Source organism: Providencia heimbachae ATCC 35613 (genome assembly GCF_001655055.1).
Classification (GTDB): domain Bacteria; phylum Pseudomonadota; class Gammaproteobacteria; order Enterobacterales; family Enterobacteriaceae; genus Providencia; species Providencia heimbachae.
The window spans coordinates 1-11876 of the sequence record NZ_LXEW01000019.1 but is presented as its reverse complement, the minus strand read 5'-3'; the positions used below and the strand labels follow the sequence as shown (position 1 = coordinate 11876).

The 11876-nt window shown below is 42.6% G+C and carries 10 protein-coding genes and 1 riboswitch; of the genes, 6 read left to right on the top strand and 4 right to left on the bottom strand.

Annotation, left to right across the window (positions count from 1 at the left end; translation table 11 throughout):
- Positions 1-92 precede the first annotated feature (92 nt).
- A complete protein-coding gene (gene plsY, locus M998_RS06565; protein ID WP_068441072.1) occupies positions 93-749 on the bottom strand; it encodes a glycerol-3-phosphate 1-O-acyltransferase PlsY in 657 nt (218 codons plus the stop codon).
- 159 nt (positions 750-908) lie between these two features.
- Here plsY and folB point away from each other — a divergent pair, with 159 nt between their 5' ends.
- On the top strand, positions 909-1268 hold the full coding sequence (folB, locus tag M998_RS06560; protein ID WP_068441073.1) for a bifunctional dihydroneopterin aldolase/7,8-dihydroneopterin epimerase: 360 nt from the start codon (positions 909-911) through the stop codon (positions 1266-1268).
- Positions 1269-1308: 40 nt separating this feature from the next.
- On the opposite strand, the gene M998_RS06555 is transcribed toward folB, so the two are convergent.
- Positions 1309-2553, bottom strand: coding sequence for a multifunctional CCA addition/repair protein (locus M998_RS06555; protein WP_068908124.1), 1245 nt, complete (start codon positions 2551-2553; stop codon positions 1309-1311).
- A 10-nt stretch (positions 2554-2563) separates the two neighbouring features.
- Positions 2564-3181, bottom strand: a complete 618-nt coding sequence (locus M998_RS06550) for a TIGR04211 family SH3 domain-containing protein (RefSeq protein WP_068441080.1) — start codon at positions 3179-3181, stop codon at positions 2564-2566.
- Between the two features lie 284 nt (positions 3182-3465).
- Between M998_RS06550 and M998_RS06545 the strand changes: the two genes are divergently transcribed.
- The 3 genes from M998_RS06545 (at position 3466) to hldE (ending at position 8855) form a co-directional block, all read left to right on the top strand.
- Positions 3466-4428, top strand: a complete 963-nt coding sequence (locus M998_RS06545; protein WP_068441083.1) for a CYTH domain-containing protein — start codon at positions 3466-3468, stop codon at positions 4426-4428.
- Between the two features lie 11 nt (positions 4429-4439).
- Positions 4440-7292: a bifunctional [glutamate--ammonia ligase]-adenylyl-L-tyrosine phosphorylase/[glutamate--ammonia-ligase] adenylyltransferase gene (gene glnE / locus M998_RS06540; protein WP_068908122.1), complete on the top strand. Its 2853-nt coding sequence runs from the start codon at positions 4440-4442 to the stop codon at positions 7290-7292.
- 135 nt (positions 7293-7427) lie between these two features.
- Complete coding sequence (gene hldE, locus M998_RS06535; RefSeq protein ID WP_068908121.1) at positions 7428-8855, top strand: bifunctional D-glycero-beta-D-manno-heptose-7-phosphate kinase/D-glycero-beta-D-manno-heptose 1-phosphate adenylyltransferase HldE; 1428 nt, start codon at positions 7428-7430, stop codon at positions 8853-8855.
- Between the two features lie 88 nt (positions 8856-8943).
- Here hldE and ubiK read toward each other — a convergent pair whose 3' ends face one another.
- A complete protein-coding gene (ubiK, locus tag M998_RS06530; protein ID WP_068441089.1) occupies positions 8944-9222 on the bottom strand; it encodes a ubiquinone biosynthesis accessory factor UbiK in 279 nt (92 codons plus the stop codon).
- 482 nt (positions 9223-9704) lie between these two features.
- Positions 9705-9856: riboswitch (FMN riboswitch) on the top strand.
- 156 nt (positions 9857-10012) lie between these two features.
- Here ubiK and ribB point away from each other — a divergent pair.
- Entirely contained in the window at positions 10013-10666 is a 654-nt protein-coding gene (gene ribB / locus M998_RS06525; protein ID WP_068441093.1) for a 3,4-dihydroxy-2-butanone-4-phosphate synthase, read from the top strand.
- Between the two features lie 329 nt (positions 10667-10995).
- Positions 10996-11793: a 4,5-DOPA-extradiol-dioxygenase gene (gene ygiD / locus M998_RS06520; RefSeq protein WP_068441710.1), complete on the top strand. Its 798-nt coding sequence runs from the start codon at positions 10996-10998 to the stop codon at positions 11791-11793.
- Positions 11794-11876 lie beyond the last annotated feature (83 nt).

The window sequence follows — 11876 nt, the reverse complement described above, 5'->3', positions numbered from 1 at the left end:
TGATATTTAGAGGTAAGATTTTGGTGATGAGAGTATGGAAGGGGTAAGAAAAAATGCGTAAAAAAGGCTGATTTCTCAGCCTAGCTTATCCGTTAATCGTCTTGTTCTTGCTCTTTAGTTTCTTGCGCGATTTCTTTTGGTGTTTTTTGTTTTCTATTTTTTAATTTTTGCCAAATACGACTTTCTTGACCTCGCCATAGGCGCTGTATATTGCCGTGATGACGAACAAGTACTAAGCATGAAAGCATGGCGACGGGAAAGGTAAATTCAGGCTTAAACCACCAAACGTAAAATGGGGCAAGTAAGGCACTCACGATCGCGCCTAGGGATGAATAACCACTAAGAAGCACCGTTAATAACCATGTCCCCGCAATAAGCCCAGAGAGATCCCAACCAATCGCAGCGATTGAACCAAATGCGGTTGCTACCCCTTTTCCGCCTTTAAAGCGAAAGAAAACAGGATAAATATGTCCCAGGCAGGCTGCAATTGCGACAAAGCCAAGATAGAATGGTTGCACATTTAAATAATAAGCAAGCCAAACTGGGATCATCCCTTTTAAAACGTCGCAAATAAGTACTGCGGCAGCGGCAACTTTACCGCCAACGCGTAATACGTTGGTTGCACCGGGGTTACCAGAGCCGTGCTGACGAGGATCGGGTAGTCTCGCCAAACGGCAGATGAGTATTGCACTGGATACTGATCCACAAAGGTAGGCGAAGATTATCATGCCAAGCGCGATTGCACTCATAGCTAACTCCAAACGGTTAAGGCATACACCCATTATATTTCGAACTGGATATAGCTCGAACTATTTGGGGTATATATTAGTATTCACTTCTATCTTGGATAATACGCATATTTTTCCAGAAGTGGTATCAATTCAGCACATAAACGAGAAAATGACGTGATGGATATCGTATTTATTGAACAATTATCAATCATCACCACGATTGGTGTATATGACTGGGAACAAGGTATTGAACAAAAATTAGTGTTCGATATCGAAATGGGATGGGATAATAAAGGCGCGTCAATGAGCGATAATGTTGAATTCTGCTTAGATTATTCAAAGGTTAGTAACGCGATTATTGCTCATGTCAGTCAAAATAAATTTGCTTTAGTTGAACGCGTCGCTGAAGAAGTCGCGCAGCTTTTACTCAATGATTTCGAATGTCCTTGGGTACGAATTAAAGTGGCTAAGCCGGGTGCGATACCACAGGCGCTTCAAGTCGGGGTAATTATCGAAAGAGGTAATAAAACCGTCTAAAAGATGACAGGCGGTGCTGTGCCGCCTGTCTCATTCGTCTTTATTGTTTTATGACTAAAATAGATTGCTGTTTTTGCCAATCAGCCAGACAATTAATTCGTTGACGAGTGAGTTCTTCGCGAATTAGCGGGCCTTGGAAGCCTTGTTCCACGATCGGTTTTACACTCACTTTTTGTGCTATTGCAAACGCTTGTCTTAAAAACTCGGCTTGTGGATAAGGCTGTTGTTCTAGTCCTTTTCTTCCTCGAGCATCCGCTTCACTGACAATGCTTAGCTGTAAAATACGTTCGGGTTTACGCCAACTATCTAATCCATCAAAAATTTGAATTAAGCTGGCTGCACTTAACTTATCAATAATATGAATTTTATCATGATAGCGAGCCACAAGACGCGCCAAATCGCGAGCGCTTGTCGGTACTTTTAAGCGTTCACAAAGCTGCTCAATTAAAGGTATTCCTGCTTCTCCGTGATTGGGATGGCTAGGCCAAACTTCTTTAGGCGTTAGCCCCTTACCGACATCGTGGCACAGAGCCGCAAAGCGAACATCAACATCGTCCGATAAAGTCGCAACCATCGACATCACCATCAGGGTATGAATGCCTGTATCAATTTCAGGGTGCCATTTTTCGGGGGCAGGAACGCCAAATAAATGATCGATTTCAGGAAAGAGGATCACAAGAGCACCGCATTGGCGTAAAACATCGAAGTAGACTTGTGGCGAGTGTGACATTAATGCTTTCTGTGTTTCAGTCCAGACTCGCTCTGCCGTTAAATGAGATAATTCGCCTGAAATTGCCATCGACTGCATTAATTTTAGAGTTTCGGGGGCAATACGAAAACCCTGTTCATAATAGCGAGCAGCAAAACGAGCAACGCGTAAGACGCGCAACGGATCTTCGGCAAAAGCCGCAGAAACATGGCGCAGTATCCGATTGTTTAAGTCATCGACCCCACGGTGGGGGTCAACGAGGAAACCGCTATCATCTTGAGCAATGGCATTGATAGTCAGGTCACGGCGTAATAAATCATCTTCAATGGTGACATCTGGCGCACTGTAACAGCTAAACCCGGTATAGCCTGAACCTGTCTTACGTTCAGTTCTTGCTAAGGCATATTCTTCATGGGTTTTCGGATGTAAAAAAACGGGGAAATCCTTCCCTACCTGTTGAAAACCTTGCGCTAGCATTGATTCTGGCGTTGTACCAACAACCACATAATCTCTGTCTGAGATAGGCAAACCAAGCAGTTGGTCACGCACAGCACCACCAACGAGATAGACTTTCATGGTAATTGTCTCAATTCATCCAACGATCATTACGTTTTTTACGGCGCGGAATAAGATGCGGTAAAATCAAGCCGAAAATAAGACCGGCACCTGCAACACCACCACCATACATAAACCATTGTAAAATAAGCTCACGGCGACGGTCATCGAGGTTAACTTCTGCGATATCTAATTTTTTGCCTGACTTAATCAATTCATTTTTGAGTTTTTCATTCTCAGCTTTTAGCTGACTCACGATGCTGTCGTTATCGGCAACACGTTGTTGCATGTCAGCAGTACGGGTATTCCATGTGTTATCGATATTATCTAATTGCTGACGAAGTTTTTGATTTTCTGCTTCAAGTTCAGGAATTCTGGTTTTCATGCTAGGCACGTTGCTTAATTGCTCAACAGGTAACCAAACAGTTCTACCTTTTTCATCTTTGACTTGTGCAAATTGGCTGTCCGTTGAGATTAATTCAACGGGTTCGCCTGCATTAAGAGTCCCGACTATGCGATATTTAGTCCCAGGACCGCTATGTACATAAGTTGATAAGTCATCGGATACATAACGTTTTTCTGCCGCTTGAGCGCTAACGGATAGGCCTAGCCCCATGATTGAAATTAGTAATAATGGAATTTTTCGCATGGTGTCTATTATCTTTCTGTGTGTGGTGAATGAATGTGATATTAATTAAATACTAATGAGTAAACAGTCCATGTGCAAACGTTAAACATGGACGCGTCCGCTAGCGAAACAAGAATGAGAACTATCTGAACTCACTAAATTATGTATTTTTTTGTGTTTTATTTGATATAACCATCTAAAAGAAACTCAATGTGTAGAATTTTTGGTTTCTGTGCGGTTTCTTTTCTCTGCCACTGTGGATTGGGGTAATATGAACACAGTGATATTATCAAATAAGGATACGTATGAGCCACATAGAAGTCGAACTCAAACTGGCAGTAAAGAGTTCCGCTATCGATGCTGTCCGCCAGTGTATAACAACACTTTCTCATCAGCACGTCGAACCGAGTAAACTGACAAATATTTACTTCGATACGCCACAAAGACAACTGCGACAATGGGATATGGGGCTTCGGATCCGTGGTTTTGATGGTCGTTATGAAATGACCATCAAAACAGCTGGACAAGCAATTGGTGGATTACACCAAAGACCTGAATATAATGTTGATATAGATTCCCCTGAGTTGAATTTATTGGCCTTTCCTGAAGATATTTGGCCGAAAGGGACTGATCTTGCACAGTTACAATCTGAGCTAGAAGTCCTTTTTAGTACCCATTTTACCCGTGAAAAATGGATAACCACATTTGAAGATAGCGAAATTGAAATTGTTTTTGATCAAGGTGAAATTTCAGCCGGCTCAAAAGATCTTCCTATTCAAGAGTTTGAGCTGGAATTGAAAAAAGGGTTTGTCGCTGATGTCCTGAATCTGGCTAAAAAATTTGCAGATATTGACGGCTTACATCTTTCATCAACGAGTAAAGCGGCGAGAGGTTATTCGTTACTTGAACCTGAAAAACTACCGTTAATTCAACCTGAATCTGTATTTGATTATGAGCAACAACCGATTGAAAAATCGTTAACTCACATGCAATTATTGTGTCAGCAGCATGAAGAATATTGGTTAGCTGATGGTAAGGGTGCACGCCAAGGTTTTAGTGAGTTTTTACGATTTGTACAGGCATTTTTAGTTCACTATCAAAATTCAGCCCCTCATTTCGTTCACGATACTCCCCTTGAACAACTGCGCTTGGATATTGCCAATGAAACTATCAGTGCGGATACATTTTGCTACAGTAGCCAGTGGTTAAAGTGCAAATTAGCCTTTATTCAGTGGTTAACCGCTTTAACGTATTCTGATGTTCAATAAGGTTTGATGATATGCATCCTTTTCCTGATTATCTGCAAATTCAACGTGAGCGAGTTTTAAGTCAGCTAACTGAGCAAGGGAGCGATTTACTGCCACTGAGTGAGCAAGAAATTCAATTTTTGGCATTTAGTGACTTTTCACTTAAGCAGGTTTTAGCACACTCTCGATTTTTAGAGAATATTCGCGTTTTAGTGCCGAAGCCTGATGAGTGGCGACATTATGCAGATTGGTTGGCAAAGGATATTTCATCGGTAACCAATGAAGAACATCTTATGCAGGTATTGCGCACTTTTCGCCATCAAATGTTAGTACGCGCGGCATGGATGCAGTTTTTAGCACTTTGCACACAAAAAGAGACTATTTTACAACTTAGTGAGCTTGCTGAAAGCTTGATTGTGGCGGCAAGAAATTGGTTGTACAAAGAGTGTTGTCATTCATGGGGTACTCCTTGTGATAGCGAGGGGAATCCACAGCCTTTACTCGTGCTTGGGATGGGAAAATTAGGTGGGCGAGAGCTGAATTTTTCATCCGATATCGATTTGATTTTTGCTTACCCTGAAAATGGGGTGACAAAAGGGGGTCGTAAAGCGCTAGACAATGCACAATTTTTTACTCGCTTAGGGCAAAAATTAATTCGTGTTCTTGACCAAGTGACAGTTCATGGTTTTGTCTATCGGGTCGACATGCGCTTGCGTCCTTTTGGTGATAGCGGTCCGTTGGTCTTTAGTTTTTCAGCGCTTGAAGATTACTATCAAGAACAAGGACGCGATTGGGAACGCTATGCGATGGTGAAAGCCCGCATTATGGGTCCCGACAGCCTAAATTATGCCGACACGCTGCGTAAATTACTGCGTCCGTTTGTTTATCGTCGCTATATTGATTTCAGTGTGATCCAATCACTGCGCAATATGAAAAATATGATTGAACGGGAAGTTAGACGCCGTGGTTTAGTGAATAATATTAAGCTAGGCGCCGGTGGTATTCGTGAAATTGAGTTTATTTCGCAAGTATTTCAACTCATTCGCGGTGGTCGAGAGCCCGCGCTGCAGTCACAATCTTTATTTTTAACTTTTCAAGGCATTCGCGAGTTGGCTTTATTGCCGATAGAACAAGTCGATACGCTAGAAGAAAGCTATCTTTTTTTACGGCGCATAGAAAATTTATTGCAAAGTATCGACGACCAACAAACTCAAACACTACCCGACGATACCCTTAATCAAGCCCGTTTAGCATGGGGGATGGGGTTTGCGAGTTGGTTAGATTTTCACTGTGTATTAGCGCAAAAAATGACTGCGGTTCATCATATTTTTACGGAACAAATTGGTCAGGATGATGATGAGGATACAACCGGTGAACTTGACGAAATTTACATTACCTTATGGCAAAGTGAATTATCTAAAGAAGAATTAGCCCATTACTTGCCTTCAAATAGTGAAGCAATTGCGCAAAAAATTATTCACGCTATTTTGATGTTTCGCCATGACTTAAATAAGCGCACCATTGGTCCTAGAGGGCGCGATGTCCTTGATGATTTAATGCCAAAATTATTAGCTAAAGTCGGTGAGCGGGAAGATGCAGGGCAAGTTATTGAGCGTATGACGCCATTATTGCTTAGCATCGTGAGTAGAACCACATACCTTGAGCTTATGCTCGAATTTGATGAAGTCTTAACACACGTTATTCGCTTATGTGCGGCATCGCCGATGATAGCGGAGCAATTGGCTCGTCATCCTTTATTGTTAGATGAATTACTCGATCCGCAATCCCTCTACCAGCCTCTGCCTTTAACTGCTTATCGTGATGAATTGCGCCAATATTTAATGCGAGTGCCTGAAGATGATGAAGAACAGCAACTTGAAGCACTTCGTCAATTTAAACAAGCCCAATTATTACGTATAGCCGCTGAAGATATTTCGGGCATTTTGCCTGTGATGAAAGTGAGCGATCACTTAACTTATCTCGCCGAAGCTATTATTGATGCAGTGGTACACCAAGCTTGGCAAAAGGTGGTGAAACGTTATGGTGAACCCGCTCATTTATTACAGCAAGATGAAAAACAATACGGTTTTGCCGTCTTGGGTTATGGGAAGCTTGGCGGCTGGGAACTTGGATACAGTTCCGATCTTGATTTGGTTTTTTTGTTTGATTGCCCGATGAATGTGATGACCAATGGCGAGCGCTCCATTGATGCATGGCAATTCTATTTGCGTGTTGCTCAGCGGATTATTCATCTTTTCAGCACGCGAACGACCTCTGGCGTTTTGTATGAAGTGGATGCCCGCTTAAGGCCATCAGGTGAATCAGGCATGCTGGTCAGCACGATTCAGTCTTTTGATGAATATCAGAAAAAAGATGCATGGACATGGGAGCATCAAGCCCTTATTCGAGCTCGCATGGTATTTGGTGACGCAGAGTTACAGCAAAAATTTGCACAAATTCGTCATGAAACGTTATGCATTGAACGTGACCCAGAATTACTACGCCAGCAAGTCCGCGATATGCGCTTAAAAATGCATCAACACCTTGGTAGTCATGAAATTACCCAGTTTGATCTAAAAACAGACCCCGGTGGTATCACGGATATTGAGTTTATTGCACAGTATTTAGTGTTACGTTTTTCATCACAAAATGATGTACTTACTCGTTGGTCGGATAATGTACGTATTTTTGAGCTGATAGCTCAGTATGACTTTATGCCAGAATCCGAAGCAAATGCATTAACCGAAACCTATGTGACGATGCGTGATGAGTTACATCATCTTGCATTGCAGTCGTTACCAAGCCGAGTTGATATTAGCCGTTTTTCAAGTGAGCGAAAACAGGTACTCGATAGCTGGGAGCATTATCTAGGTAACACTCTTTAGTTGTATCATATCTGTTCACAGTAATTTGAATTATAGGGAAAATAGCCCGATCTGAATTATTTAGCTGATGCGATGCAATATGCTAGTATTGGTATCAATGATTATCAGATTTCTTTTTAAAAACTGGAGCACGGGATGAAAGTAACACTTCCTGATTATAAGCAAGCAGGTGTATTAGTGGTGGGTGATGTCATGTTAGACCGCTACTGGCATGGCCCTACAAATCGAATTTCACCTGAAGCTCCGGTTCCGGTTGTGAAAGTCACTATGGTTGAAGAGCGTCCCGGTGGCGCAGCTAACGTGGCAATGAATATTGCATCATTAGGTGCAAATTCTCGCCTTGTTGGGCTAACGGGTATTGATGATGCAGCTAAAGCTCTGACAGAGAACTTAAATACCGTTAAAGTCCGTTGTGATTTTGTGGCTATTCCAACTCATCCAACGATTACAAAATTACGTGTTTTGTCTCGTAATCAGCAACTTATTCGCCTCGATTTTGAAGAAGGTTTTGAAAATGTTGATGTTCAACCTGTCTTAGAACGTATCGAGCAAGCTTTGCCACATATTGGCGCGCTGGTGCTTTCTGATTATGCAAAAGGGGCACTGACCCACGTCGAGAAAATGATTGCACTTGCCAATAAAGCCGGAGTACCGGTTTTGATCGACCCGAAAGGCAATAATTTCGAACGTTATCGTGGTGCAACATTGCTGACACCTAACATGTCAGAATTCGAAGCTGTTGTCGGTCGCTGTAAAGATAACCAAGATGTTGAAGAAAAAGGCATGCAATTGCTTAAAACCTTGGATCTTACCGCGTTACTGATCACTCGCTCGGAACAAGGCATGAGCTTGATTCGTCGTGATGAAGCTCCTTTACATTTACCGACCCAAGCGCAAGAAGTGTTTGATGTGACGGGGGCGGGGGATACCGTTATTGGTGTATTAGCAGCGTCAATCGCATCAGGTCGTCCATTACATGAAGCTTGTGCATTAGCCAACGCAGCTGCGGGTGTCGTGGTTGGTAAGCTTGGTACTTCAACCGTTTCACCAATTGAATTAGAAAACGCTATCCGTGGGCGAGCAGACACTGGCTTTGGTGTAATGAGTGAAAGCCAATTAAAACAAGCCGTCGCGAATGCAAGGCAGCGTGGTGAGCGTGTTGTTATGACCAATGGCTGTTTTGATATTTTGCATGCAGGCCATGTATCGTATCTCGCAAATGCACGTAAGCTTGGGGATCGGCTCATTGTTGCGGTAAATAGTGATGCATCCACTCGTCGCTTAAAAGGGGAAACACGTCCTGTTAACCCATTAGAGCAACGAATGATCGTACTGGGTGCATTAGGTGCTGTTGATTGGGTTGTGCCATTTGAAGAAGATACGCCCCAACGTTTAATCGCTGAAGTTTTGCCTGATATCCTAGTGAAAGGGGGTGATTATCGTCCTGAAGATATCGCGGGCAGTACAGAAGTATGGGCTGCTGGTGGCGAAGTGAAAGTGCTTAACTTTGAAGATGGTATTTCCACAACCAATATCATTAAAAATATTATGAAAACTAGTTAATCGACTTTCAATATTCTATTAATGTTAATAAAGCCTGCGAATAGCAGGCTTTTTATTCTCTATCAGAGCCCGATTGTCTGGCTGCAAATCAATCAGTGGATTTTTCTTCAGCGCTATTCTCATCAGTAAAGCGAGCTTCTAGGGCGCTGACGCGTTGTTCCATTTGCATCAGTTTTTCGCGAGTGCGTAGCAAAACTTGAGTCTGAATATCAAATTCTTCACGGCTGACTAAATCTAATTTGCCAAGTTGTGATTGTAAAAGCGAGCGTAGCTTTTTATCAAAGTCTTCACCTAAATCACGGACACCTTGTGGTAAAGCACCTTGGATTTGACGTGCTACTTGTTCAAGTTTTTTCGGATCGAGCATTTCGCGGGCCCTTAAATTTTAGGAAAAATAGTTGCTTGTAGTGTAATACTTGCAGGGCAATGAATAAACCTCTTTATTTCCGTCATACTTCAAGCCGTTGCTGCGTTAGCTACCCTAGTCACATACTTGTGTATGCTCCTAGGGTTATCTTCCCTTGCTGCCTTGCTACAACTTGAATTATTTAGGAAATATGCGTTGATGAAGTTTTTTTGTCATACTTCAAGTCGTTGCTGCGTTAGCTGCGCTCAGCTACCCTAGTCACAGACTTGTGTATGCTCCTAGGGTTATCTTCCCTTGCCGCCTTGCGACAACTTGAATTATTTAGGAAATATGCGTTGATGAAGTTTTTTTGTCATACTTCAAGTCGCAAAATTTTAATTCCCCTTTTCTTACATATTGTTTTTATTGACGAAAAGTGTGAGTCGCTCGCCAATATTGGTTTTGATCGTTGCACTGGCTAATTATTGGCGTTATATTGATCGCGTTTATCTCAGGGCGGGGTGTAAGTCCCCACCGGCGGTAACATGCATCACGCATGAAGCCCGCGAGCGCTTTATCATTTTGGTGGTAAAGGTCAGCAGATCCAGTGTGAATCTGGAGCCGACGGTTATAGTCCGGATGGGAGAGAATTAACTGTATCTGCATGTTTGTGCCAGTTGGCGCAATATTGTTCTGCATACCTGAATTTATGAATGGCATTATTGGCTATTTATCTATTCATCATTTCTCGTACTCCTAAGACTGCCTTGATTCTGGTAACTAGTTAATTACTATTTAAGAGGTTTTTACCATGGATCATACGCTACTTTCCGAATTCGGTAATCCAATCGAACGTGTTGAAAATGCAATTGAAGCATTACGCCAAGGCAAAGGTATTCTTGTCCTTGATGATGAAGATCGTGAGAATGAAGGCGATCTGATTTTTGCAGCAGAAACAATGACAACTGAGCAAATGGCTTTCACCATTCGTTATAGCAGTGGCATTGTTTGCTTATGTATTACTGAAGAGCGACGTAAGCAACTTGATATCCCGATGATGGTGGAGAATAACACTAGCCAAAATCAAACCGCATTTACTGTCACTATTGAGGCAGCAAAAGGTGTGACAACTGGGGTTTCAGCCGCTGACCGAACCACAACCATTCATACCGCAATTGCTGATAATGCCGTACCAGCTGATATCAATCGCCCAGGTCACGTGTTCCCATTGCGTGGCCGTGAAGGTGGTGTATTAGCACGCCGTGGCCATACAGAAGCTTCAATTGATTTAGCGTCGATGGCAGGTTTCAAACCCGCAGGTGTATTGTGTGAATTGACTAACGAAGATGGTTCAATGGCTCGCACTCCGGATGTCGTTGCATTCGGAAGAGAGCATGGCTTAACGGTTGTTACGATTGAAGATTTAGTCAATTATCGTCTACAAACCGAAAAGAAAGCGAGCTAGAATTTTCCTCGTCATATTTCAAATAGATAGCATAAAGACGTTTCGCATATATACCCAAAATAATTCGAGATGCAGGTAGGCGGCAAGTGAAGATAGCCCGATGAACATAGGTAAACTATGTGATCCGGGTAGCTGAACGTGGTCAACAACCCTGCGGCTTGAAGAATGACGGGTAAAACAAAATAATTCGAGGCCACAGAGTTGCACACCTTTGTGGCCTTTTCAGTTTTTTTGATGATCATACTCATCTTTACCCCACTGTATTTTACGTTAAAAAGCGTATGCTGATAATAGAATCAGTTTTGAGTGGAGTGTGAACTATCATGTCAATGAATACCTTTGAACAATTAAATAGAATGCCTGCGATTTTTATCGGCCACGGTAGCCCGATGAATGCAATTGCTGATAATCCTTACACGAAAGCATGGGAAACGTTAGGTAAAACATTACCTCGGCCAAAAGCTATCTTAGTGATTTCTGCGCACTGGTATACACGTGGAACTGCGGTCACTTCGATGCTAAAACCAAAAACAATTCATGATTTTGGTGGTTTTCCTGATGAACTTTACCAAATTCAGTATCCTGCGCCAGGCTCACCCGAGTTGGCGAAGAAAGTCGCTAAAATACTTGCGCCAGAACCTATTCATTTTGATGAACAGGAGTGGGGGCTCGATCATGGGACATGGGAAATATTAGTTCGTATGTACCCAAAAGCGGATATCCCAGTAATTCAACTCAGTATTGATGGTACAAAGCCTGCTGTATGGCACCATGAATTAGGCCAAAAATTGGCAGTTTTGCGAGAAGAAGGGGTATTGATTATGGGCAGTGGTAATGTGGTTCATAACCTAAGAGCGATGAACTGGCAAAACGCAGACGCTGAACCATATCCATGGGCAATTTCATTTGAGCAATTTGTTTATGACAATTTGCGCAGCCATGAAATACCACATCCTTTGACGGATGGCTTAGAGCGAGAAGATGGTCAGTTATCGAATCCATCACCTGAACATTTTTTGCCAATTTTGCCTATATTGGGTACGTGGGATGGAGAAGAACCTATAGCGACGCCGATCGAGGGAATTGTTTCGGCATCACTGAGTATGATGTCCATTATCATCGGCTAATCCCCGTCATTCTTCGAGTTACAGGGGCGTTGGCTACGCTCATTCGCCCTAGTCACGTAGTTATCTACGTTGCTAGGGTCTCA

Coding starts and splice junctions, on each gene's coding strand:
- plsY (WP_068441072.1), bottom strand. CDS start 749: ATGAGTGCAATCGCGCTTGGCATGATAATCTTCGCCTACCTTTGTGGA.
- folB (WP_068441073.1), top strand. CDS start 909: ATGGATATCGTATTTATTGAACAATTATCAATCATCACCACGATTGGT.
- M998_RS06555 (WP_068908124.1), bottom strand. CDS start 2,553: ATGAAAGTCTATCTCGTTGGTGGTGCTGTGCGTGACCAACTGCTTGGT.
- M998_RS06550 (WP_068441080.1), bottom strand. CDS start 3,181: ATGCGAAAAATTCCATTATTACTAATTTCAATCATGGGGCTAGGCCTA.
- M998_RS06545 (WP_068441083.1), top strand. CDS start 3,466: ATGAGCCACATAGAAGTCGAACTCAAACTGGCAGTAAAGAGTTCCGCT.
- glnE (WP_068908122.1), top strand. CDS start 4,440: ATGCATCCTTTTCCTGATTATCTGCAAATTCAACGTGAGCGAGTTTTA.
- hldE (WP_068908121.1), top strand. CDS start 7,428: ATGAAAGTAACACTTCCTGATTATAAGCAAGCAGGTGTATTAGTGGTG.
- ubiK (WP_068441089.1), bottom strand. CDS start 9,222: ATGCTCGATCCGAAAAAACTTGAACAAGTAGCACGTCAAATCCAAGGT.
- ribB (WP_068441093.1), top strand. CDS start 10,013: ATGGATCATACGCTACTTTCCGAATTCGGTAATCCAATCGAACGTGTT.
- ygiD (WP_068441710.1), top strand. CDS start 10,996: ATGAATACCTTTGAACAATTAAATAGAATGCCTGCGATTTTTATCGGC.